The following is a 23,942-nucleotide window of genomic DNA, read 5'->3' as shown; positions in this document are numbered from 1 at the left end:
CTACAAGGCGGTTGTCGATGCCTGCTGCGAGGCCTGGAACAAGCTCATGCAAATGCCGGAACGGATTGCTTCCCTGACCCAGCGCAAATGGGCAGCAATAACGGTCACCGGATAGGGCCGTTGGTATCAGGCGTTGCCGGTGGCCATCGGAGCAGGCGCGCCCACGGCTCCCCGGCGTCCGGCCGAGCCTGGCGGCGATCGGCCGGGCACCATCGCGCACAGCCACGCCCCACCCGGCTACGCCCCACCCGGCCACGACCCGCACATGCTGGAGACGGAGACGTTCGCCAAGGTGGTGGGTGGCCAGCTCAACGCGGCGGCGCGGCGGCAGGATTTCGACGACCTGATCCTGGTCGCGCCGCCGCGCACCCTGAAGACGATCCACGACACGCTGGATGCCGCCACCCGGGAGCGGGTCATCCTGATTCTGGAGCAGGACCTGATGCGGACATCGGCGCAGGACCTGCTGCTCCATGTCGAGGCGTGGATGTTCCGGTGCGGCGACCGCGTGGATACGCCCTCCGAGTAAGGCGTCTGGCCGAAGCCGCGGCCATGCCGCGGGTCGCGCCGATCGCGGCACCGCCGATTGGCCCGGGGGGATTGATCTCGGTCAATCAATGAAGTCGCCGGCGCGTCTACCCTGCGGCCCTACGCTTCACGGACCTTTCGGATACGAGCTCGGGGTAATGACGGCCAGCAAGACACGCACTCTCGCCGCCGCGATTCTGGATGTGGACGGCGTCCTGCTGGTATCGCCGCATGAGCAGGCCTGGCGCGACGCGCTGCCGGGGCTGGCGGATCCCACACGCTTCACCACGGCGCTGTACCAGGCCCATGTCGCCGGCCGACCCCGCCGGGCCGGCGCCCTGGCCGCGCTGCGGGCGCTGGGGGTGGCGGAGGCCGAGCGGCACGCGGCCGACTATGCCGAGCGCAAGCAGCAGTGCCTGCTGGAAATCATCGGCCGCGGCGCGGTCGCCGCCTACCCGGACGCGCTGCGGTTCCTCGGCGTGCTGGCGGCGCTGGGTTGGCGGCTGGCGGCGGCGGCGTCCTCAAAACATGCCACGGCCATGCTGCAGGCGGCCTGCCTGCCGTCCGGACAGCCTCTGCTGGAGGCTTTCGTGGTCAACGTGTGCGGGCGGGCGGTGGCGGTGGGCAAGCCGGACCCGACGCTGTTCCTGCTCGCCGCCGCGGAACTCGGCGTTCCGCCGGCGCAGTGCCTGGTGGTGGAAAGCACGCCCGCCGGCATCGCCGCGGCCGTGACCGGCGGAATGGGCGCGCTGGGCGTGTCCCGCCAGCACGACAGGACCGGATTGCTCGCCGCCGGTGCGGATCTTGTGGTGAATGACCTCGATCACGTTGTAGTGGATGATCTGAACGCCGGACGGCTTTGCCGGCGCGTGCCACGATCGGGATTGAGCGCATGGACAACCTGACGCAGCCGACAGCCGACTCCGCCTGGACCCTGGTATCGAAAGGCTACGATCCGTTACGAGAAGCGATCATCGAATCGCGCTTCGCCATCAGCAACGGCTTCCTTGGCCTGCGCGGCGGCCGCACCATCACCCGCGGGACGCGCTGGGTGGTGCCGCCGCGCACCTATGTCGCCGGGCTGTTCGACACGCCCGGCACCGACGGCGCGGTGCCGGAGCTGATGCCCGCCGCCAACTGGCTGGCGGTGCGGGTGCTGATCGCCGGCCAGCCGCTGGTCTACCACCCCGGGGACGTATCGCTGTACCACATGTCCCTGGACATGCGGCGCGGCGTGCTGTTCAGCGAGGGCCATCACGCCCGCGCCGGCGGCCATGACGTGCATGTCCGCAACCAGCGCCTGGTGTCACTGGGCGACCGATCGCTGGGATTGCAGGTCATCGGGTTCGACATCCGCAGCGGCGACGGCGACGTCACGCTGGAGGCGTGGTTCGAGGGCACCGAGCTTGGCCTGGTGCCGGAGCATGTCACCGAGGATCTGGGCCTGTGGCGCACGCAGCATTCCGGCAAGCGCCTGGCCATGGCGGCGTCGGCGTCGCTGCAGATCGACGGGCGGGTGTGTCCGCCGGTGTCGCGCGGGCCGCTGACGTGGTCCTGGACCTGGACCTTGCGTCCCGGCCAGGCCGTCAGCTTCCAGCGCATGGTCTCGGTGGTGCGCAGCGACAGCGCCACGATCGATCCGGGGCCGGAGGCGCGGAAGCGGCTGTCGCAGGCGCACCACCTGGGCTGGCACGGCGTGCGGGCGGCGCACGACGCGGCGTGGGCGGAACGCTGGCAAAGCAGCGACGTCGAGATCGCCGGCGACGCGGCGGCGCAGCAGGCGCTACGGTTCGCCATCTACCACCTGAACAGCGCGGCCAACCCGCACGACGAGCGGGTGTCCATCGGCGCGCGGGCGCTGACCGGCGAGGAGTACCGCGGGCACGTCTTCTGGGACACGGAAATCTACCTGCTGCCGTTCTACACCCTGACCTGGCCCGAGGCGGCCCGGGCGATGCTGATGTACCGCTACCACACGCTGGACGCGGCGCGCGGGAAGGCAGTGCGGATGGGCTGGCGCGGCGCGCTGTACGCCTGGGAGTCGGCCGACACCGGCGAAGAAACGACTCCCGACTACGTCGTCACCGTGGACAACCAGGTGGTCGAGGTGCTGTGCGGCAAGCAGGAGCAGCACATCAGCGCCGACGTCGCCTATGCCGTCTGGCAGTATTGGCAGGCCACCGGGGACGATGCGTTCCTGCGCGACGCCGGGGCCGAGATCATCCTGGAGACCGCGCGCTTCTGGGCCAGCCGGGCGCAGCCGGACGCCGACGGGCGGCACCACATCCGCGGCGTCATCGGGCCGGACGAATACCACGAGCACATCGACGACAACGCCTACACCAACGTCATGGCGCGCTGGAACATCCGCCGCGCGCTGGACTGCGCGGCGCTGCTGGCGGAGCGCTGGCCCGAGGCCTGGGCGGCGCTGTGCGGCCGCCTGGGCTTCAACGAAACCGAATTGCGGCAATGGCGCGCGGTGGCCGACACGCTGGTGGACGGCTTCGACCCGGCCACCGGGCTGTACGAGCAGTTCGCCGGCTATTTCGGCCTGGAGGACATCGACCTGACGGCTTACGCCGGGCGGTCCGTGCCGATGGACATGGTGCTGGGGCGGGCGCGGACGCAGCAGTCGCAGGTGGTGAAGCAGGCGGATGTCGTGGCGCTGCTGGCGCTGCTGCCCGACGCGTTCCCCGGCGACACGGCCGTGCGCAATTTCCGCCACTACGAGCCGCGCTGCTCGCATGGCAGTTCGCTCAGCCCGGCGCTGCACGGCATGGTGGCGGCCCGGCTCGGCGAGACCGGGAAGGCGCTGGCGTTTTTCCGCCAGGCGTCGCAGATCGACCTGGGCGACGTGCACGTGGCGACCGACCGCGGCATCCACATCGCCGCGCAGGGCGGGCTGTGGATGCTGGTGGTGATGGGCTTCGCCGGGGTGTCCTGGGACGCGGACGCGCTGTCGGTCGATCCGCGGGTACCGGACGGATGGAGCGGCTTCTCGTTCACGGTCCAGTGGCGCGGCCGCAGCGTCGCGCTGCGGTTCGACGCAGCCGAGCAGGTGCTGGAGGCGACGCTGGTATCGGGCGAAACGATGACGCTGGCCGCCGCGGGCGCCGCGCACGAGTTGCGGGCGGACGCGGCGCTGCGCATTCCGGCTGGGCGGGGATAGCGTTCCGTCAATCAGCGGCGCAGGCGGCCGTTGACTTAAATCATCACGCCGCCGGGGCCGCTGGGGCTACGACCCGCACACCGTGTCGATTGCCGGCTTGCCGCCCCGTGCGGTATAGCCGCCTGTATGAAAATCGCCCGCGCAGTCTGGCTGCGCGCGGGCGGCGGATGCGAGCCATTGTCACGGCAGGCCGGGTTCATGCCGCCCGGCTCTGCCACATGACCGAAGTGGACGGACAGCCATGTCACGAAACGCCGCCAGTATCATGACCCGCCGGATTGCCACCGCCCGGCCGGATGCCACCGTCGCCGAAATCGCCAGGCTGATGCTCGATCGCGATATCCGCGCCCTGCCGATCTGTGACGAGACAGGAACGTTGTTGGGGATGGTCAGCGAAAGCGACCTGATGCGGCCATTCCGGGAACAGCATGACCTGCGCCGGCCTTGGTGGCTGGCCATACTCTCCGCCGCCGATCGGCTGGCACCCGCGCTGGCTGATTACATCCGGAACGACCGCCGCCGCGCCCGCGACCTGATGACGACGCCGGTGGTCACCGCGGCGGAGACGACGGATCTGGCCGAGATCGTGCTGCAGTTGCTGCGCCACCGGATCAAGCGCATGCCGATCGTGCGCGACGGGCGGCTGGTGGGGATCGTCAGCCGGGAGGACCTGATCCGCACCCTGGCGCTGGAGCCGGATATCCTGGGCAGCAAGGACTGGCAGCCCGGGCGAGCCGGCAGCGACCGTCCGGCAGTGCTGCCGCCGTAGGGGGCGGGGTACCAGAAGAAGGAGCGCGGGACGGCGGTGGCGCGACCGCCCGGGCGGGTCCCGTCGCTGCCGCAGCCCCCCGCGAGGCACGTTTCCCCCGCCGATCGGCCGCTTATTGCTTGCGCTGCCGCGCCGGTGCCGCTAACCGTGCGCCTCTTCGGGCACAGGGGTGGCCACAAAGGGGTGGCCACTGGGACACCGACGCCCGGTCGTTTGCAGGAGTCTAGCATGGCTTACAGGGTCGCGGTTGTCGGCGCCACCGGTGCAGTCGGACGCGAAATGCTGAAAACCCTGGCGGAGCGGAACTTCCCGGTTTCGGACGTCATCGCCCTCGCATCCGGCCGCTCGGCTGGCGCGCAGGTCTCGTTTGGTGACAGCAAGACCCTGACGGTCCAGAGCCTGGAGAAATTCGACTTCACCGGCTGTGACTTCGGCCTGTTCAGCCCGGGCGCTTCGGTCTCGGCGATCCATGCCCCGCGTGCCGGCGCCCAGGGCTGCGTGGTGATCGACAATACCAGCCAGTTCCGCATGGACGACGACGTCCCGCTGGTGGTGCCCGAGGTCAACCCGCAGGACCTGCGCTGGTTCAACAAGCGCAACATCATCGCCAACCCGAACTGCTCCACCATCCAGATGGTGGTGGCGCTGAAGCCGCTGCACGACGAGTTCCGCATCAAGCGCGTCGTCGTCTCGACCTACCAGTCCGTCTCCGGCGCCGGAAAGGAGGCGATGGACGAGCTGTTCGGCCACACCAAATCGTCTTTCGTGCACGAGCAGAGCGCGCCGCAGCAGTTCACCAAGGAAATCGCCTTCAACTGCATCCCGCACATCGACAAGTTCATGGACGACGGCTCGACCAAGGAAGAGTGGAAGATGACGGTCGAGACGAAGAAGATCCTCGACCCGTCGATCGCCGTGCACGCCACCTGCGTCCGGGTGCCGGTGTTCATCAGCCACGGCGAGGCGGTGAACGTCGCGTTCGAAAAGCCGGTGACGGCGGGCGAGGCGCGGGCGCTGCTGCGCGAGGCCCCGGGCGTCGAGGTGGTCGACGTGCGCGAGGACGGCGGCTACGTCACGCAGCTGGAAGCCACCGGCGAGGACGCGGTGTTCGTCAGCCGCATCCGCAAGGACCCGACGATTGAGAACGGGCTGTCGTTCTGGTGCGTCTCCGACAACCTGCGCAAAGGCGCGGCGCTGAACGCGGTGCAGATCGCCGAAACCATGATCGCCATGGGCCTGATCGGCCGGAAGGCGGCGTAGCGCCCGTCACGCTGCCGGGTCCGTCAGGCCACGCCCAGCGTCGCCAGGTGGGCCCGCAGCATCTGCACGTGACAGGGTGAGTCCGGCGGCACGACGCTGGGCCAGTCCGCGACGTCCGGCAGCCGGCCGGGATTGCGCGCCACCAGTTCGGTCTTGAGGAACGGGAAATCCAGCCGCGCCGCCAGCACGTGCCACAGATGGTGCGTCGGGTTCAGTGGCCAGTCCTCCAGCAACGCCGAAACCTGCTCGTCCGGCAACTGGTCGAGGTTGCGCAGGTGCCAGTTGCCGGCCTTGAGGCGCTCCCGCTCCGCCGGGTCCGCCAGCGAGGCTCGGACGATCCGGTCGTAGCCGAACACCGCGGCGACCCGGTGCCCGCGCCGGCGCATCCAGCGGGCCAGGCGCATCTCGCCCAGTTGCACGAGCAACCACTTGGAGTGGCTGACGAACATGGTTTCAACGAACCGCATGACGTCGGCGACGGCGTGCCCGCCGTGGGCGAGCAACAGGTAGCTTTGCAGATGCGAGCCGCCCTGCCGGCTTTCGGTCAGGCCGTACAGGCCCTCGCCGCCGGCGCGCATCGTTTCCAGTATCGGCGGCAGCGGCCTGATCGGCCCCATGACGCTGTCGTTGAGCAGCATCAGTTCCTGCGGGATGCCCCAGCGGCGCCGCACCTCCGGCATCAGGTCGTGCCAGGCGCCGAAATCGCGGCCGAAATTGCGCCGCTGCACGACCAGCGCGCAGAGCTGGCGCGCCGCCTGCCAGTCGGCGTCGGGGATGTGCGGCGCCATCGAAATGAACACCGTGGCGAAGCCGATCTGGCGCAGCAGGCCTAGCTGGTAGCGCACCATGTCGGAGATCAGGCCGTTCGCCGAGTAGTGGACATAGAGCGCAATGCGGGCCGCGCGCGGTGACGGGTCAAACCCGTTTTCGATCCGAACCGGCTTTTCGCCGCGCCGGACGAGCAGGCGCCAGGCGTCGCGCGGCAGGGCCAGGGCAACTTCGGTGCCCGCCTGGAACAGACGCCTGGCGAGGCGGCGCCAGGAGCCCGAGGTTGCGTAGCCGTGGGCGACGCGGCGGATGCCGGCGCCGGCTGCGTCGAGATCGGTCAGGCAAAGCGGCTCGCTCATGAGTGTCTGTCCGAGAACTTTCCCTTATCTTCCAATTGGTTACGGACGGCGCGGCGTCGTTCATCGGCGGAAACCGCCACTACTTTCGAGACTGTTCCGCCACCAACAGTGGATTAGCCCATTGATTTCATTGGCTTCCTTCTCGGACAGACACTGAGAGCGGCAGAATTAATCTGCGGCCTCAACGCCGCCCAATCAGGTTTGGTTGATTGACGTTCCGTATCAATAATGATTTCGCAATTTCGCGGCCTCGGCCTGAGTGTCTGTCCGAGGACTTTCCCTTATCCTCCAATTAGTTATGGACGGTGCGGTGTCGTTCATCGGCGGAAACAGCCAATACTTTCGAGACTGTTCCGCCACCAGCGGTGGGTTAGCCCCTTGACTTCATTGGCTTCCTTCTCGGACAGACACTCAGGGCGCGGAACATTGTTGGGACCCGGTGGGACATGCAGTGTCGCGTATGCCGCAAACATTCTGGTTGGGGCGCGGTGAACGCGGCACCGCTTTCGAGGGTTTCGACGCTGTATGGGGTAAGGTTTTCGCGGCAGCGCAGTTAAGCTTTGCCCTTCACCGTCTTCAGGATCGCTGCCAACGCGCTTCTCCGCCGCAGCCCACGCACCAGAAGACGGAGCGGTGTGTTAACGCGCCGCCGCCAAGATGTTGCAACGCGCTGCATTGCTGTGGGCTGTTGAGTCGCCAGTTCGGGTTCGCCAGCCAGCAGCCACTCAATTTGAGCCTGCGTCTCCAGCAGTGAGCGCTTCAGTAGTGCAATGCGCTGGGCATCCACCTCCTGGGGTGACAACGCCGCGGCATGTGCCACTGCACCCCGACACAACCAGGCAAAGAATTCGCACCCCCGGGTGGGCATAATTCGCTCCACCCGCCAATCGGTCTCGCCCAAGCGTGCGAGCTCCAGCATTAGCAACTCGAAGCTCGACGGCACGAAACGCCAGGCGTGTATATCTGTGTAGTCCGAATTGCTCTCCCATGTCCGGAATAGATGGTTCGCATCCTGAAGGCCATGTACGAGGTGGATTCCCTGTGACGGGTGCTGCCCCCAAGCAATGGTGCCGCCATTCGCGACCGCATAGGCAAAGTGGTCGAAAGCCAGGCGAGCAGTATGACGAGAACGATGGCTGGTATGTGCCTCCAATAGTTGCCCTGTGGTGGTGAGTGGCTGAAAATAGTCGAAGCAATACCGCTTATCCGGAATTGCTAGGATCACGACACCGTCCGGTTTCAGCAGCGTGGCTGCGGCATCGAGGAAAGCAACCAGGTCGGGCGTGTGCTCTATTACATGACTAGCGAGGAATGCATCGAAGCTGCCATGCTGCTCAAGTGGCACGGCCTCGCTGAGTATGCCGCCAGTCCAGACAAAGTCCACTGGCTCAATCCGGCCGACATCAACACCGGGATGCCCAATGTATTTTGCCACAAGGTCTTCACGCGTCAGATGGTCGATCGAGACGCTGTTCCAGCCTTCCGATTTTGGCGCGATTGGATTGAAGCTCGGGCCAATCTCAAGAATTCGCGCGTCGCGTGGCACCTGTTCAAGCAACATCTTCGTGCGGTTTGGCAAGCTACGCTCTCCTGACCCATGCCGAGGTCTTACCTTTCCTGGGCGGGCCCTTCAAGCATCACGCTCACTGTGCTCGTTCGGCTGGTGGACGCTGCACCGGCTCCGGCGGCTTACGGGAAAATGCCGGCGTTGGTTTCTTCCGGCGCTTCGTGCGTGGCATTGTCAGCTCCTGGTTTTCCAATTGGCCTGAAATTCCGCCAGTCATGCCAATGAGCGCTCCAGCCGCTCATCAATGGCGGCAGCAATTTCTTCGTCTTCATCCAGCCCGGTGCGGGCTTGCAGCGTCGCATCGACGTCCGGCAGCATGCCGAAGCTGTCCAACACTTCGCTGAGTGTCTGTCCGAGAAGTTTCCCTTATCTTCCAACCAGTTACGGACAAGGCGGTGTCGCTCAGCGGCGAAAACCGCCGCTACTTTCGAGACTGTTCCGCTATCAACAGTGAGTTACCCATTTGATTCCATTGGCCACCTTCTCGGACGGACACCGAGGTAACGTGACGCAATCCGCACCGGATCGTTTCGATTGTGGCGTGACGACTCATGTCGCCTCGCCATCACAACAAAGCTGCCGATCAGCGGCGGAAATCGGCGCCTTTGCGCTCCACGGCGCGAACCAGCCCCTGCCATTCGTTCAGGCCGTAGCCCTCGGTCGAGCGCATCTTCTTCATCCGTTCGGCGGCCTTGCGCTGCACATGGTCGTCGATCACCACCGGCGGCTCGTCCATCTGCCGGGCGATCAGTTCCAGTTCGCAGGCGCGCTCGAGCATGTACAGCCGCATGAACGCCCCGTGGATGGTTTCGCCCAGCGTCAACAGCCCGTGGTTCAGCAGCACGACGCAACTGCCGTTGGCGCAGGTGCGGCCCAGGGCCTCGCACTCCTCCTGCGTCGCCGGCACGCCGTATGCATGATACACGACGTCGTCGATCACGTGCAGCGAATCCTGGCTGATCGGGCGCAGGCCGCGGCGCAGCAGCGAGACCCCGGCGCCGGCGCGGGTGTGGGTGTGCAGCACGCAGTTGGCGTCCGGACGCGCCTTGTAGACGCCGCTGTGGATAGTGAACCCGGCGTTGTTGAAATTGCCGCCCCGGCTCAGGACGTTCCCCTCCATGTCCATCTTGATCAATGAGGAGGCGGTGATCTCGTCGAACATCTCGCCGTAGTTGTTGATCAGGAAATGACCGGGCTCGCCGGGGACGCGCGCCGACATGTGGGTGTTGGTCAGGTCGGTCCAGCCGAAGTGCTCGACGATACGATACAGCGCGGCCAGTTCGCAGCGCGCGTGCCATTCGGCATCTGAAATTTTCGTTTGCAACTGCATGGCGGCGGACATGCGGTGTTCTCCCTCGTTCGTGCTTCCGATGCCGGCCAGCGTGGACGCGACGGCGGCATCGCGCAAGTTCCCGGCGGCAGCCTTGCGCCGCCGCACAGGCGGACCGGCCCATGGCGCGCGGCCATGTATGACGAATTGTCGGGCATGCCACGGCCGGCAGCCGTTCGGAGGGGCAACGTGTCAATCTGGCTTAACACTTGAGGTGTCAGGTTATGCGACTGAACATTCTGAATTTTTTTCTTGCCGGCGCATCTTGCGAGGCTTCAAACCCTCCCCATTGATATAGTGTCGCGCTGAGGAACGAAGCTCACGCGGTCCAAATCGCAACGGTAACACTGGAACAGGAGAGTCATATGAACCGGTTTTCGCTGACCAAGCTGGACTGGACTGCTGCCATTCTCGCCGCCGCGGTCATGATCATCCCGCTGCTGCCCTACGCGCTGGCGCGGTAGCAGGCTCTGTCCGCCGGCTGAACGGCGGGTGGGCTTAACATTACTGAAAAACAACGGTAGCCGCGATTGCAGAGCCAGTCGCGGTTGCCGGCCTGTACGGCGGCCATCCTGCGGACTCGTTCCGCTCGGCTGCCTGGGGCGTCGCTGGTCTTGACCCTTTGGGATCACCGGGCTACCGGCTGGTAACCGACAGCCTGAGGACCCAACCGGTGAACGCCTTCAACTTTCCGCCACCGCCACCGTGCCCCGAGGCCGAAGCCCTGCGCCTGGAGGTCCGCGACTTCCTGGCCACCGAACTGGCCAACCGCAAGCCGGTGGAGCGCGCTGAATCCTGGACCGGCATGGATGCCGAATTCTCCCGCAAACTGGGAAGCCGCGGCTGGATCGGCATGACCTGGCCGAAGCAGTACGGCGGTCATGAGCGCTCATCACTGGAACGTTACGTCGTGCTGGAGGAATTGCTCGCCGCCGGCGCTCCCGTCGCCCTGCACTGGATCGCCGATCGGCAGTCGGGACCGCTGATTTTGCGGGTGGGGACGGACGAGCAGAAGCGGATCCTGCCGCGCATCGCCGCCGGCGAGGTGTTCTTCTGCATCGGCATGAGCGAGCCCGATGTCGGCTCCGACCTGGCCTCGGCGCGCACCCGGGCCACGAAAGTGCAGGGCGGCTACCTGGTCAACGGCACCAAGGTGTGGACCAGCTTCGCGCACAAATCGCACTACATGATCCTGTTCTGCCGCACCGGCCCGGCCGAGGACCGGCACGGTGGCGTCAGCCAGTTCCTGGTCGACCTGCACAACACGCCGGGCCTGACCATAAGGCCGATCCTGGCGCTGACCGGGGAACATCATTTCAATGAGGTGGTGTTCCAGGATGCGCTCCTGCCCGAGGGCGCGCTGCTGGGCAAGGAAGGCGACGGCTGGACCCAGGTGACCAGCGAACTGGCGTTCGAGCGCAGCGGGCCGGAACGTTTCCTGTCTTCGTTCCGGCTGCTCGTCGAGTTGGCGCGCGCGCTGGGGCCCGATCCGTCGGATGCCGGCGCCGTCGCCATCGGGCGGCTGACGGCGCATATCATGACGCTGCGGCGGCTGTCGCGCTCGGTGGCGGGGATGCTGCAGGCCGGGCAGAACCCGGCGTTGCAGGCGGCGCTGGTGAAGGACCTGGGCGCGTTGGTGGAGCAGGAGATCCCGGAAACCGCCCGCAACCTGGTCGATGCGGAACCGGATGAGTCTTCCACGCAGGCGTTCTCGGCGGTGCTGGCGCACACGATGATGCATGCGCCGTCGTTCTCGTTGCGCGGCGGCACGCGCGAGATCCTGCGTGGCATCATCGCGCGCGGCCTGGGTTTGCGCTGATTGCGGCTGAAGGAAACGAATGATGTCTGACAAGGTGCTGTACCAGCAGGACGGGCCGATCGTTACGCTGACGCTGAATGATCCGGGGATGCGGAACCCGATCTCGGAGCGGGCGATGGTGGATGCCGTCGTGGGTGCGATCGAGCGGCTGAACCAGGACCGCGCGGCGCGCGTCGGCATCCTGACCGGCGCCGGCACCGCGTTCAGCTCCGGCGGCGACCTGCGGGCGATGAAGCAGGCGTTCGAGGATCGTGCGAAACAGCCAGCGCTGACGCCGCAATACTACAAGTTCGGCATCCAGCGCATCCCGCTGGCGTTCGAGAAGCTGGACGTGCCAATCATTGCGGCCGTGAATGGACCGGCGATCGGCGCGGGGCTCGACCTGGCCTGCATGTGCGACATGCGCATCGCCGCCGAAAGCGCCCGCTTCGCCGAAAGCTTCGTCAAGGTCGGCATTGTGCCGGGGGACGGCGGAGCGTGGCTGCTGCCACGAGTGGTGGGCTACTCGAAGGCGTGCGAGATGGCGTTCACCGGCGATGCGCTGAACGCGGCCGAGGCTCTGGCCTGCGGGCTGGTCTCGCGCGTCGTGCCGGATGCGGAACTGCTGGATGCGGCGAAGGCGCTGGCGCAGCGGATCGCTGTGAACCCGCCCTATGCCGTGCGCATGGCGAAGCGGCTGCTGGTCGAGGGGCGGCACAGCCGGCTGGATACGCTGCTGGAACTGTCCGCCAGTTTGCAGGCGCTGACGCACGCGACGGCGGACCACCGGGAGGCGGTCAACGCATTCCTGGAGAAGCGGGCGCCGGTGTTCAAGGGAGACTGACGCGGGGCTGTTGCCCCACCGTCATGGCCGGGCTTGTCCCGGCCATCTACCTCCCGCCGTTGAAGCGCAGATGGCCGGGACAAGCCAAGCCATGACGGTGGGGCAACGGATGGGAATGAATGTTACCGGGCCTCTCCCGCAAAACCAGCAGTCAGCGCCTGCACGCGATCCAGCGCGGCTGGTGGCAACGGCCCTTTCCGCACGGCGGCGAGGCCGGCTTCGAACTGTTCGACCGAGGCCATGCCGACCAGGATGGTGCCCATCGCCTTGTGGCTGATAGCGAAACGAATCGCCGCTTCCGGCAGGCTGGACGCAAACCCCTCCGTCACCAGCGGCATCAGGCGGCGGGCGCGCTCCAGGTCCCGGTCGTAGCTGTGGGCCGAGCCGATGGGCTCCGGCGGCGGGCTGGCGGTGGGATGCCGTTCCGCGCTGCCGCTGAGCGCGCCGCCGGCCAGCACGCGGATGCCGACGACGCCGACGCCGGCCGCCTGCGTGTGGTCGAACAGGCGGCCGTAGTCCTGCGCCGGATAGTCCGGTGGCAGTGCGGTGGCGGCGGACGGGTTCAGCATGTTGTAGCTGACCTGGGCGCTGTCGAACAGTTGCGCGTCAATAACGTCCTGCAGCGCCGCGGTGTCGCCGATGGCGGTGATGCCCAGAAAGCGGGTCTTGCCGGCACGCTGCAGCGCCTGGAACGCCGGCACGACCGCATTGCGCACCTGCGCGACGCTGATGGTCTCGCCGCCGCCGTGGACAGTGATCGGGTTGTGCAGGTGGAAGACGTCGACGTGGTCCAGGCCGAGCCGCCGCAGGCTGGCATCCAGCGACTCGGTGACGATCCCGCCGATGTTGCCGAAGCCGGCGGACGGCACGCGCACCTTGGTGCCGACATGGACCCCCTTGGGCCTCTGCGCGGCCAGGACGCGGCCGAGATTGGTCTCCGACTGGCCGTTGCCGTACTGCACGGCGGTGTCGAAGTAGTTGACCCCGGCGGCGATCGCCGCGCCGATGGCACGGTCCTGGTCCGCGGCGGACCCGCGCACCATCAACCCGCCGACGGCGCCGCAGCCGAAGCCCAGCACCGAGAGTCGCAGACCGGATCGCCCGAATACCCGCGTTTCCATGGTTTTCTCCTCCCTGCCGGCGCATCCGACGACAGGATCGCGGCAGGGGTCAAGCCGCGCTCCGCAAGCCGCGCTCTGGCCGAACGCCGCCGCTTGCCCTAGAACGCTCCGATCCGTTGCAACTGGAGTGCTTCATGAGCAAGATCATCCGCACCGAGCCTGGCCCGATCCTGTCCAAGGCCGTCGAGTACCATGGCTTCGTTTACCTTCCCGGAATCACCGCGCGGGACACCAGCCTGGACATCAAGGGTCAGACCGCGGATGTGCTGGCGCAGATCGACGAGATGCTGGAGCATCACGGCACCGACAAGACCCGGCTGCTGCAGGCGGTCATCTGGGTGAAGCACATGAAAGACCGCGTGCTGCTGAACGAGATCTGGACCCCGTGGCTGCCGAAGAACGGCGCGCCGGTGCGGGCCTGCGTGCAGGCCGAGATGGCGGCGCCCGAGGTGCTGGTGGAGATCATGGTCACGGCGTGCAAATAGCGCCGGGACGGACCATTTCCTCTCCGTCATGGCCGGGCGCGTCCCGGCCATGACGTGGAAGCAACGGCTACGCCGTCGAGCCCCCGTCCACCGGCAGCGCCACCCCTGTCACGAACGACGCCTCGTCCGACAGCAGGAACAGCGCGGCGTTGGCGATTTCCTCGGGCTGTCCGACCCGTCGCATCGGGTTCATCCCGCCGCGCTTGCCCACCAGCGACTCCGGCGTTTCCCCCGCCGGCAGCTGACTATCCGGTCGCGCAACAAAAACCCGTAGCATCGGCGTATCGATCGGCCCCGGGCAGATGGCGTTGATGCGGATGTTCTCCTGCCCGTAGCGCTTCGCCAGTCCTTTCACCAGGCCGACGACGCCGAACTTGGCGGCGTTGTAGACCGGGCTGAACATCGATCCCTGCAAACCCGAGGTCGAGGCGGTGAACAGGATCGACCCGCCGCCCCGCGCCCGCAGTTCCGGCAGCGCCGCCTCGGTGGTCACCAGCACCGAGCGGATGTTCAGGGTCATCGCGAGGTCGTATTCCTTCCAGTCGATGCCCTCGACCGCCGCCGGCCCTGGCGTGCCGACATGGTTCCAGACGAAATCGAGACCGCCGAAATGCCGCGCCGTCCGCCGCACGATGTCGCGGGCGAACGCATCGCTTGTCAGGTCGCCGGACAGGGCGATGGCCTTGCCGCCAGCGGCGGTGATCTGGCGGACGACGGCGTCGGCGGCCTCGGGGTTCAGGTCGACGACCGCAACCGACGCGCCTTCGGCGGCGAAACGAATGGCGCCGGCGCGGCCCATGCCGGACCCGGCGGCGGTGACAAGGCCGATCTTGTCCTTCAGGCGCATTTTTCGTTTCCTCGTATTGTTCAGCCGGTTTCCATCGGCAGGCTGGGATCCTTGGCCCACTCCGACAGCGAGGCGTCATAGACCTTGACGTCCTGGTGCCCCAGCATGGTCAGGATCATCGCGTCCGCGCTGGCGGCAATGCCGCCGCCGCAATAGGCGATGACGGGGCGGTCCAGCGCGCCGACGGCACCCAGGCGGCGGCGCAGTTCGTCGGGCGGCAGGAAGGTGTTGGTTTCGGGATCGACCAGCGAGGCCGCCGGCACGTTGACGCTGCCGGCGATCCGGCCGGGACGGCCGTAGCTGTTGCCGCCGGTGCCGGTATGTTGCGCCGACAGAAGGGCGTTCAGCGTGCAGACGCCGGCGTCGCCGATGGCGGCCTTCACGGCGTCCTTGCCGACCATCAGGTTGCGGACTTCGCGGACGGTGAACTCGCCGGCGGGGCGGGGCTTGCCGGGCCCGGTTTCCACAGGGCGGTTCTCGCGCTGCCATTTCTGGAAGCCGCCGTTCAGCACCGCGGCATTGTCGTGGCCGAACTCCCGCAGCAGCCACCAGACGCGGGTCGCCCACCAGACGTTGGCGGTGCTGTAGGTGACCACGCGGGTGCTGTTGCTGATGCCGAAACGACGCATTGCCGCGGCGAAGTCCTCGGGCTTCTGCCGCATGAAGTTCAGTTTCTGCGCGGTGTCCGACACATCGCGCGAGACGTCGCAGAACTGCGCGCCTGGGATGTGGGATTTTTCAAAATCCTCGCGCCCGGGCTTGATCACGTAGGTGATCTTCGGGTCGGGGATCAGGTGGATCGTGCAGTCCAGCACGACCACGTCATTCAGGTGCTGGGCGAGCCAGTCGGTCTCGACCAGGTATTCCGGATGAACGAAACCGGTCATGGGATCCTCCGTTATCAGGAAATAATGACGCCGCTGTCCACCGGATAGACCTGTCCGGTGACCTTGCGGGATTCGTCGGACGCCAGGTACAGCGCCATGGCGGCGATGTCCTCGGGTTCGATCAGGCCCAGCAGGTGGGATTTCGCCAATTTGTCCAGCGCGGCATTGCCGGCGACCAGTTTGGCGACACGCTCGGTCATGGTGGCGGAGGGGGCGATGGCGTTGACCCGCACGTCGGGCGCGAACTCCACCGCCATGGATCGGGTGATGGCGGCAATGCCGCCTTTCGCCGCGGTGTAGCAGTCGCGCCCGGGGATGCCCATCAGCGCCACGTTGGACGACATGTTGATGACCGATCCGCCACCGGAACGCCGGATCGCCGGGACGCCGAAGCGGCAGCCCAGGAAGGTGCCGTACAGGTCCAGTTTGATCGCGCGCCAGAACTCCTCCAGCGGTGCCAGGGTGACGTCGTTGTCCTGCGGCGTGGAGCCGCCCGCGTTGTTGTGCAGGATGTGCAGCGCGCCGTAGCGCCGGACGGCCGTTTCGATCGCCGATTGGATGCTGTCCGGCTCGGTGACGTCGGTGCGGACGGCGATGGCGTCGCCGCCGGCCTGGATGATCAGGTGCGCGGTCTGGTCCCCAGCCTCGGCGTTGATCTCGGCGACGACGACGCGCGCGCCTTCCTGTGCGAACAGCCGTGCCGCTGCCCGGCCGATGCCGGTGCCCGCGCCGGTGATGACGGCGACCTTGCCTTGCAGACGAGCCATGCCGGTTCCCCCCTTGCTTTGCCGGGCATGGTGGCCCGGCAGGCGAGGGGGATCAAGGGCGCACAGGCACCGGCAGGGCGGCGACTGTTGCTTCCCCGTCATGGTGGGCGCAGGTCCACGCCTTCGGTTGATACCAGCACCGTAAGGCGTGGATGGCGGCCCTGCGGCCGCCATGACGTTGTGGTGGCAGCCGTGCTGCCACGCCACCATGTCAGCGCCTGCGAATAGCGGGCGGCTCAATGCGCGATCTGAACGTACTCGAAATCACCCGGCTTGTTGTCGATGCCCTGCCGCGGCGGCGCGATCCACCCGGCATAGGCGCCGCGCTGCTGCGACGGGTGCATCAGGCTGGCAATGAACAGGTTGTCGTCCGTGGACGGCAGCATCGTTTCCTTGCGCGCTTCCCAGGCGTCGTTGCCCAGGATAGTCCCCTCGGTATCGGTGTGCACGGCGCTGAACTCGCCGATGCGGCGGTTGAACGCGACGTGCGGCAGGGAGATGCGGAAATCGACGCCGGCGTGTTCCAGCACGCGGTTCCAGCGGGCGATGCCGGCGGCGGCGTCCTGCACGTAGTCGTCGCGCAGGCGCATATTCAGCGCCGACAGCGCCGGCACGTCCTCGTTCACGATCGCGCCGTCGCGCAGGCGCAGCACGGGATACACCGAGGACGTCAACTGGTGGTCGTCCGTCAGCTTGTCCTCGCGGTAGCGGCCTTTCAGACCGGCATTGAAAGCATTCGCCGCATTGGTGCTTATTTCGCTGCCAAACAAATCCAGCGTCAGCGAGAAATGCAGGTTGGCCTTCTTCTGGATCGTCGGCAGGTCGATTACGCCCAGGCGCCGGATACGCGCGATATCGTAGGGATCGTCGATGCCAGCCTCCTTCATTGCCTCGCAGGTGCGCTGGATGGTGCGGGAGACGCCGGTCTCGCCGACGAACATGTGGTGGGCTTCCTCCGTCAGCATGAAGCGGCAGGTGCGCGACAGCGGGTCGAAGCCGGACTGCGCCAGCGCCGCAAGCTGCATCTTGCCGTCGCGGTCGGTGAAGAAGGTGAACATGAAGAACGACAGCCAGTCCGGCGTCTGCTCGTTGAACGCGCCCAGCATGCGCGGCGAATCCTGGTCACCGCTGCGGCGGCGCAACAGTTCCTCGGCTTCCTCGCGCCCGTCGCGGCCGAAATATTTCTGCAGGAGGTAGACCATCGCCCACAGGTGGCGGCCTTCCTCGACGTTCACCTGGAACAGGTTGCGCATGTCGTACAGCGACGGCGCGGTGGCGCCCAGGTGGCGCTGCTGCTCTACCGAGGCGGGCTCGGTATCGCCCTGGATCACCAGCAGGCGGCGCAGCATGGCGCGATATTCGCCGGGCACTTCCTGCCAGGCGGGCTCGCCCTTGTGCGCGCCGAACGGGATCGTCCGGTCCTCCACCTTCGGCGCCAGCAGGATGCCCCAGCGGTATTCCGGCATGCGAACGAAGCCGAACTTCGCCCAGCCCTCGCTGCCGACGCCGACGGCGGTGCGGAGATAGACGGGGTCGTTCTGGAATCCCTCCGGCCCCATCGCCTTCCACCAGTCGATGTAGCCGGGGTGCCAGGTTTCCAGCGCCTTGCGGACCCGCAGGTCCTCGGCCAGGCCGACGTTGTTGGGGATCAGCCCGTTGTAGTCGATCTGCGTGCCATCGGACATCGTGGTGATCCTTTCAGACGCGTTCCGGGTTGAACTCCGGCCGCACGCCGGAGCCGTATCGTTTCAGCGATCCGGCCTCGCCGACGGCGTTCGGCCGCTGGAAGATCCAGTTCTGCCAGGCGGTCAGGCGGCCGAAGATGCGGGTTTCCATCGTCTCCGGCCCGACGAAACGAAGGTTGGCCTCCAGCCCGGTCAGCGCGTCAGGCGAGAACGAGGCGCGTTCCTCCAGGATCAGCCGCACCTCGTCGTCCCAGTCGATCTCGTCGAACGTGGCGGTGACAAGCCCATGCCGATCGGCCGTTTCGGCGTCCAGCGTTTCGCCGATAAGCCCGGCGGCGGTGTCGAGCGACTCCGGCTCGCCGTAGAAACGGTTGGCCAGGCGGGACAGGCCGTTGCCCATCGGGTAGGCGGAGAAATTCAGCGCCGACAGGTGCAGCGTGGCCGGGCCGCGGTTGTCGCCTTTGACCCCGCCGCTGAACATCACCGAGCGATCGGCGGCGAACACCAGTTCCGCCAGCGTGCCGGCGAAGCAGCTTCCCGGCTCGACCAGGGTGACGATGCTGCGCGCGGTCATGTCGAGCCGCTTGAACACCCGCTTCAGCAGCAGGCGGATTTCGTTCACCAGCCAGTCATCCTGGTACTGTTCCAGCAAGCCATCCGCGGCCAGCGTCATCTCCGGGTTCCCCGCGGTGCGGATGACAAGCAGGCCGATCGGCGGTTCGTTCAGGCGGAGGTGCAGCAGGGCGTCGTCGAGTTCCCGCGCCATTGCCAGCGGCCAGAAGGCGGCGCCGGCCTCGTGGATACCGCGCAGGTCGCCGGGCAAATCCGCCGGGCCGTGTACGGTGATGGCAGCGGATCGGCCGGCGCGGTCGATCGCGACCTGGACATGGCGATACGACACCGCATCCGCCGCGAAGGTCCGCTGCAACGGAGTCAAAACGACTCCGCCGCTGCCCTGCCGATGGGATTGCTCCGCCAGTTGCAGCGCGCGCTCCGCCACCCGGGCGTCCCACGCCGAGGGCGGCACGACCTCGTCCACCAGTCGCCAGTCCACCGCCCGCTTGCCGCGCACGCCTTCCTCGGTGGTGCAGAACACATCGGCCCGGTCGCGGCGGACGCGGCGCTTGTCGGTCAGCCGCGTCAGCCCGCCGGTGCCGGGCAGCACCGCCAGCAGCGGCAGTTCCGGTAAAGAAACGGTGGAGCGGCGGTCGTCGATCAGCATGACGTGCGCCGCCGTCACCGCCAGCTCATAGCCGCCGCCGGCCGCGGTGCCGCTGATCGCGGCCAGGTAGGCCTGGCCGGAGTTTTCCGTCGCGTCCTCGATCGCCAGCCTGGTTTCGTTGGTGAACTTGCAGAAGTTCACCTTGTGGCCGTGGCTGGCCTGGCCCAGCATGCGGATATTGGCGCCGGCGCAGAACACGCCGTCCTTGCCCGAGCGCAGCACCACCGCCTTCACCTCGGGATGCTCGAAGCGCAGCCGTTGCACCGCGTCGGCAAGCTCGATGTCGACGCCCAGGTCGTAGGAATTCAGCTTCAGTTCGTAATCGCCCATCAGGCCGCCGGCGGGATCGACGTCCATGGTCAGGGTGGCGACCGGGCCGTCGCAGGACAGGCGCCAGTGGCGATAGCGGGTGGGGTCAGTCTGGAAATCGATCATGACGAAAAATCCCGCTGGATGGCGGCGATGAAGCCGGTGATGGCGGCGAGCGTGCCGTCCCTGGCCTCCAGGTGCGGCGAATGTTTCGCGCCCGGGATCAGGGCGATCTCGACCGGCGCGCGGACGTTGGCCTTCAGGACATGTAGCTGTTCGTCCGTGCCATACGGATCATCCGCGCCCTGCAGGCCGAGAATTGGCACCTGAATACCAGGCAGGAAGCCGGTGATGTCGAAGCGGCGGAAGTCCGGGTCCAGCCACGCGCCGTTCCAGCCGTAGAAGGCGCCGTCGACGTCGTCGTGGTAGCGGGCCAGTTTCGCGCGAAGAGGGCCGGTTTCATACTCGACCTTGATCCGCTCGATGCTGGCGATGTTGATGTCCTCGACGAAGAAGTGGGCGGCGATGGTGACCAGGCCGAGGATGGCCGGGGACGATGGGGCAGGGGGGGCGGCGGACCCAGCCGACCCCGCGTAAATCGCCGCAATCGACCCGCCATCGGAATGGCCAACCAGTGCGCACCGCCTGATGCCGGCAGCCTCCAGGACTTCAGGCAGCACCACCTGTGCCTCGTGGTGCATGTATGTCAGCGGCCGCGGCAGGGTGGCCGGCGTGGAGCGGCCGTAGCCGGACCGCGAATAGGCGAACACCCCCCATCCGGTCGCCGCGGCAAGGCGCTCCGGCACGTCGCGCCACAACGCCACGCAGCCCAGGCCCTCATGCAGCAGCACCAGGGTCGGCGCCTCGGCGGGGCCGGGGCCCCACCACGCGGCTTCCAGCGCCCCACCGGTAACCTGCACGGTAAACGACCGCATCACACCTCCCGCAGCCGGAAGCGCTGGATCTTGCCGGTGGCGGTCTTCGGCAGCGAGTCGACGAACTCTATCCAGCGCGGATACTTCCACACGCCGATGCGCTCCTTCACATGGGCCTGCAGCGCCGGGATCAAAGTGCCCGGCGGCTCGTCGCGAGCGCCGTCGCGCAGGATCACGAACGCCTTGGGCTTGATCAACCCATCCTCGTCCCGCCGCCCGATGACGGCCGACTCCAGCACGGCGGGGTGGGAGACCAGCGCTTCCTCGACCTCGAACGGCGAGACCCAGACGCCGCTGACCTTCAGCATTTCGTCGCGGCGGCCCTGGAAGCGGAAATAGCCGTCCTCGTCGCGGATGTAGGTGTCGCCGGTGTAGGTCCATTCACCCTGGAAGGTGCGGCGGCTCTTGGCGCGCTGGTTCCAGTAGCCCTCGGCGGCACTGTCGCCGCGCACCACCAGTTCCCCCGCCTCGCCGTTGCGCGCCGGGCGGTCGTGCTCATCGACGATGCGGGCCTCATACCCGGGCACCGGCCGGCCGGTGCTGCCGTAGCGGATGTCGTCGGCGCTGTTGCTGATGAAGATGTGCAGCATCTCGGTCGAGCCGATGCCGTCCAGGATGTCCACGCCGACGAGCGACCGCCAGCGCTGGCCGATATCGGCCGGCAGCGCCTCGCCGGCCGAGATGCAGCGGCGCAGGCGGGTGGAGCCGGCGCCCGGGCCGATATGCGGGTTGGCCAGCAGCGCGGCGTACAGCGTGGGAATGCCGCCGAACAGGGTGGGATTGTACTGGCGCATGACGTCCAGCACCGCGTCCGGCGTCGGACGGTCCGGCAGCAGCACGGTCGAGGCGCCGACGGACATCGGGAAGGTCAGGGCGTTGCCCAGGCCGTAGGCATGGAACGCCTTGGCGGCCGAGAACATCACGTCGTCCGGCCGGATGCCCAGCACCTGCGCGCCATAGGTCTCGGCGGTGAAGCGCAGGCTGCCATGGACGTGCCGCACGCCCTTGGGCGCGCCGGTGGAGCCGGAGGAATACAGCCAGAACGCGACCTCATCCGCCGGCGCGATGGCGGTGGGCGCGTCGGGGCTGCCGGTCGCCAGGAAGTCGGGGAAGAGCAGGGTGCGCGCATCGGCCGGCATGACGCCGGACCCGTCCGGCAGCGAGGCGATCACCAGCCTCAAGTCGTCCAGCGCCGGCGCCAGCGCCGCCAGCAGGGGCGCCGAGATCACCACGGCGGCTGCCCGGCAGTCCCGCACAATATACGCCACCGTCTCGACCGTCAGCAGCGTGTTGATCGGCACCGGCACGACGCCGGCGCGGATGGCGCCCCAGAAGGCGATGGGAAAATCGATGGTGTCGTGCAGCAGCAGCACGATGCGCCGCTCCCGCCCGATGCCGGCCTGGCGCAGGGCGCCGGCGAAGTGGCAGGTGGCGGTTTGCAGATCCTGGTATGTCAGCGACCGCCACGGGTCCTGGAAGGCCAGGCGCGCACCGTTTCCCTCGGCCACGTGCCGATCGGCGAACCACGCCACGGCGTTCTGGTTGTGCATGTTTCCTCGCGACCATTCCTGTGACGCCGCACGCTTCGGTGACGGCATTGCCAGGCTTCTGGGGTCCCGTTGGCATGCAGTATAGTGCCGAATGCGGGGAACGGAAGAACCATCTGCCGATCGGCCGGGTTCGTTGACGGCCAGGTTCGTTAACGATTTGTCAACCGTCGCTGCGTTATGCCGGTCGCCAGCCGGCCCAGAGCCTACGGGATGCACAGATTTCGGAAACGGTCCGCTTCAGCCATGCCTCATACTGTCACGGCCTGTGCCGGTTTCACCGGCAGCAATCAAGCGAACACGGAGTTCCACGGGGTTGGCACGGAGTTTCACGGAGTCGTCCGGGCGCCCCCAACATGGTCGCCCCTGTGGCAGCGTTCGATGATTTCAGGCGCTTCGCGCGAAGCGCAATATCCACGTCCTCCGTGAAACGCCGTGCAAACACCATGGAACTCCGTGTCCGCTTGATTGCGGCGGCAAACCCGATTCCGCCCCATCCCGATGGGCAGGATGCCCCACACCGGATGTGCGAGCCACGCACGCCATAGCGCCGCGTCCCTGCGCACCCTCGGCCGGCCGCTTGCCAGCCAAACGCGCCGCCGCGACAGAGCGGCAACGGTCCCGGGCACCGGGCCAGCGCCTGGTTTTGCAGTTGTTTCCACGATGTGTGCATGCGGTAGTGTAAGCGGGGCAAAAGTCCGGGTGAATTTGGTGATCGTCCATACCGTTCCGCAATTGGACACCAAAAAATGGCGGAATTCCGCGCCCCTCGTTCCGGTGTCGAGCGTATGCTGCATGTGCGTGCCCGGGGTTTTGCCCCTATTACTGCGGTAGGCCCAGAGCGGGCCATCGTTGCGGAGCCCATGCCTGTGGATCAGCCATCACCATGAATACGCCCTTCCGCTCGGCCGAGTACTGGGATGCGCGCTACCGCGCCGGCGGCACGTCGGGCGTGGGGTGGTATGGACGGCTGGTGGCCGACAAGGCGGCAGTGATCAACGGCGTGATCGCACTGAACAACATCGGCCACGTGGCCGATTTCGGCTGCGGCGACGGCAACCTGCTGTCGCTGCTGCACCCGCCGGCCTATACCGGGCTGGATGTCTCCGGTACGGTGCTGGATCGTTGCCGCCAGCGCTTCCCGCAGCATACGTTCCTGCTGCTCGCGCAGGCCGCGGCGCTGCGGCCTGCGGCGTTGTGCCTGTCGGTTGATGTGATCTTCCACCTGATCGAGCCGGACGTGTTCGCCGCCTACATGGAGGCGCTGTTCGCGTACGCCACGCAGCTGGTGCTGATCTACGCCAGCAACTTCGACCGCAACTGGCCAGCGCCGCATGTGCGCCACCGCCGGTTCACCGACCATGTTGCCCGGCACTTTCCGGACTGGCGGCTGTGCGCGCATCCGCCGAACCCGTATCCGTTCGACCCGGCGCGTCCGGACGAGACGTCGTTCGCGGATTTCTTCGTCTATGCCCGCGGCGGCGCCGGCTGCGTTCTGCCGGTGCCGGCACCATAGACGTCCGGTCCGTGGGATACAGCCGCGGCCCGCCAGCGCGCCTGGCTGCGGCAAATTCCGCCGCCGTCAACATCAACAGAACGTTATGGCATGCGGTCTTGATAGGACATCGCGACCGGACAATCCAGTTCTGCATGCAGCGGCGGGGTTTGCGCCGCGTTAAATTGGAAGTCGGACATAAACGGTAACCTTAACGAGACAAGGGGACACAGGATGTTGGTCGTTATTG

At 67.1% G+C, this 23,942-nt stretch carries 20 protein-coding genes; 9 read left to right on the top strand and 11 right to left on the bottom strand.

Annotation, left to right across the window (positions count from 1 at the left end; genetic code table 11):
• The first annotated feature begins 139 nt into the window (after positions 1 to 139).
• The 5 genes from CCS01_RS00930 (at position 140) to CCS01_RS00910 (ending at position 5,726) form a co-directional block, all read left to right on the top strand.
• A complete protein-coding gene (locus CCS01_RS00930; RefSeq protein ID WP_158258171.1) occupies positions 140 to 529 on the top strand; it encodes a baeRF12 domain-containing protein in 390 nt (129 codons plus the stop codon).
• A gap of 157 nt (positions 530 to 686) precedes the next feature.
• Entirely contained in the window at positions 687 to 1,433 is a 747-nt protein-coding gene (locus tag CCS01_RS00925; RefSeq protein ID WP_104516954.1) for an HAD family hydrolase, read from the top strand.
• Positions 1,421 to 3,697: a glycoside hydrolase family 65 protein gene (locus tag CCS01_RS00920; RefSeq protein ID WP_104516957.1), complete on the top strand. Its 2,277-nt coding sequence runs from the start codon at positions 1,421 to 1,423 to the stop codon at positions 3,695 to 3,697. The genes CCS01_RS00925 and CCS01_RS00920 overlap by 13 nt, the downstream gene beginning before the upstream one ends.
• Positions 3,698 to 3,938: 241 nt before the next feature.
• Positions 3,939 to 4,466 carry a CBS domain-containing protein gene (locus CCS01_RS00915; protein ID WP_104516953.1) on the top strand — a complete coding sequence of 176 codons (528 nt, stop codon included), beginning with the start codon at positions 3,939 to 3,941 and terminating at the stop codon, positions 4,464 to 4,466.
• A gap of 228 nt (positions 4,467 to 4,694) precedes the next feature.
• Positions 4,695 to 5,726, top strand: a complete 1,032-nt coding sequence (locus tag CCS01_RS00910; protein WP_104516952.1) for an aspartate-semialdehyde dehydrogenase — start codon at positions 4,695 to 4,697, stop codon at positions 5,724 to 5,726.
• Between the two features lie 23 nt (positions 5,727 to 5,749).
• Here the strand turns inward: CCS01_RS00910 and CCS01_RS00905 are convergent, their stop codons facing one another.
• The 3 genes from CCS01_RS00905 to CCS01_RS00895 all read right to left on the bottom strand — a co-directional run bounded on the left by CCS01_RS00905 (position 5,750) and on the right by CCS01_RS00895 (position 9,762).
• On the bottom strand, positions 5,750 to 6,853 hold the full coding sequence (locus tag CCS01_RS00905; RefSeq protein ID WP_104516951.1) for a rhamnan synthesis F family protein: 1,104 nt from the start codon (positions 6,851 to 6,853) through the stop codon (positions 5,750 to 5,752).
• Positions 6,854 to 7,406: 553 nt separating this feature from the next.
• Positions 7,407 to 8,432: a class I SAM-dependent methyltransferase gene (locus CCS01_RS00900; RefSeq protein ID WP_146101520.1), complete on the bottom strand. Its 1,026-nt coding sequence runs from the start codon at positions 8,430 to 8,432 to the stop codon at positions 7,407 to 7,409.
• A 571-nt stretch (positions 8,433 to 9,003) separates the two neighbouring features.
• On the bottom strand, positions 9,004 to 9,762 hold the full coding sequence (locus CCS01_RS00895; RefSeq protein WP_146101519.1) for a class II aldolase/adducin family protein: 759 nt from the start codon (positions 9,760 to 9,762) through the stop codon (positions 9,004 to 9,006).
• A gap of 661 nt (positions 9,763 to 10,423) precedes the next feature.
• On the opposite strand from CCS01_RS00895, the gene CCS01_RS00890 reads away from it, so the two are divergent.
• Together CCS01_RS00890 and CCS01_RS00885 are read left to right on the top strand one after the other, a co-directional pair.
• On the top strand, positions 10,424 to 11,569 hold the full coding sequence (locus tag CCS01_RS00890; RefSeq protein WP_104516948.1) for an acyl-CoA dehydrogenase family protein: 1,146 nt from the start codon (positions 10,424 to 10,426) through the stop codon (positions 11,567 to 11,569).
• Positions 11,570 to 11,588: 19 nt separating this feature from the next.
• Positions 11,589 to 12,392 carry a crotonase/enoyl-CoA hydratase family protein gene (locus CCS01_RS00885; RefSeq protein ID WP_239991963.1) on the top strand — a complete coding sequence of 268 codons (804 nt, stop codon included), beginning with the start codon at positions 11,589 to 11,591 and terminating at the stop codon, positions 12,390 to 12,392.
• A gap of 122 nt (positions 12,393 to 12,514) precedes the next feature.
• On the opposite strand, the gene CCS01_RS00880 is transcribed toward CCS01_RS00885, so the two are convergent.
• Complete coding sequence (locus CCS01_RS00880) at positions 12,515 to 13,513, bottom strand: aldo/keto reductase (RefSeq protein ID WP_104516947.1); 999 nt, start codon at positions 13,511 to 13,513, stop codon at positions 12,515 to 12,517.
• A gap of 134 nt (positions 13,514 to 13,647) precedes the next feature.
• On the opposite strand from CCS01_RS00880, the gene CCS01_RS00875 reads away from it, so the two are divergent.
• A complete protein-coding gene (locus CCS01_RS00875; protein ID WP_104516946.1) occupies positions 13,648 to 13,998 on the top strand; it encodes a RidA family protein in 351 nt (116 codons plus the stop codon).
• 67 nt (positions 13,999 to 14,065) lie between these two features.
• Here CCS01_RS00875 and CCS01_RS00870 read toward each other — a convergent pair whose 3' ends face one another.
• The 7 genes from CCS01_RS00870 to CCS01_RS00840 all read right to left on the bottom strand — a co-directional run bounded on the left by CCS01_RS00870 (position 14,066) and on the right by CCS01_RS00840 (position 22,200).
• Positions 14,066 to 14,845, bottom strand: a complete 780-nt coding sequence (locus CCS01_RS00870) for an SDR family NAD(P)-dependent oxidoreductase (RefSeq protein WP_104516945.1) — start codon at positions 14,843 to 14,845, stop codon at positions 14,066 to 14,068.
• A gap of 20 nt (positions 14,846 to 14,865) precedes the next feature.
• Positions 14,866 to 15,732: a sulfurtransferase gene (locus tag CCS01_RS00865; protein WP_104516944.1), complete on the bottom strand. Its 867-nt coding sequence runs from the start codon at positions 15,730 to 15,732 to the stop codon at positions 14,866 to 14,868.
• A 14-nt stretch (positions 15,733 to 15,746) separates the two neighbouring features.
• Positions 15,747 to 16,499 (bottom strand): SDR family NAD(P)-dependent oxidoreductase, encoded by a 753-nt coding sequence (locus tag CCS01_RS00860; protein ID WP_104516943.1) that lies wholly within the window; start codon positions 16,497 to 16,499, stop codon positions 15,747 to 15,749.
• Positions 16,500 to 16,735: 236 nt separating this feature from the next.
• Positions 16,736 to 18,184, bottom strand: coding sequence for a benzoyl-CoA 2,3-epoxidase subunit BoxB (gene boxB / locus CCS01_RS00855; RefSeq protein WP_104516942.1), 1,449 nt, complete (start codon positions 18,182 to 18,184; stop codon positions 16,736 to 16,738).
• A gap of 13 nt (positions 18,185 to 18,197) precedes the next feature.
• Complete coding sequence (gene boxC, locus CCS01_RS00850; protein ID WP_104516941.1) at positions 18,198 to 19,841, bottom strand: 2,3-epoxybenzoyl-CoA dihydrolase; 1,644 nt, start codon at positions 19,839 to 19,841, stop codon at positions 18,198 to 18,200.
• On the bottom strand, positions 19,838 to 20,650 hold the full coding sequence (locus CCS01_RS00845) for an alpha/beta fold hydrolase (protein ID WP_104516940.1): 813 nt from the start codon (positions 20,648 to 20,650) through the stop codon (positions 19,838 to 19,840). The genes boxC and CCS01_RS00845 overlap by 4 nt, the downstream gene beginning before the upstream one ends.
• The gene (locus CCS01_RS00840) at positions 20,650 to 22,200 is read right to left on the bottom strand and encodes a benzoate-CoA ligase family protein (protein ID WP_104516939.1); all 1,551 of its coding nucleotides are present in this window, start codon (positions 22,198 to 22,200) and stop codon (positions 20,650 to 20,652) included. The genes CCS01_RS00845 and CCS01_RS00840 overlap by 1 nt, the downstream gene beginning before the upstream one ends.
• Positions 22,201 to 23,083: 883 nt before the next feature.
• On the opposite strand from CCS01_RS00840, the gene CCS01_RS00835 reads away from it, so the two are divergent.
• Entirely contained in the window at positions 23,084 to 23,713 is a 630-nt protein-coding gene (locus CCS01_RS00835) for a hypothetical protein (RefSeq protein WP_104516938.1), read from the top strand.
• The last annotated feature ends 229 nt before the right edge of the window (positions 23,714 to 23,942 follow it).

Origin of the sequence: Rhodopila globiformis, from assembly GCF_002937115.1 — a bacterium.
Taxonomy (GTDB): domain Bacteria; phylum Pseudomonadota; class Alphaproteobacteria; order Acetobacterales; family Acetobacteraceae; genus Rhodopila; species Rhodopila globiformis.
Note: the sequence above shows the minus strand (reverse complement) of the source record. Positions and strands in the feature narration are given on the sequence as shown.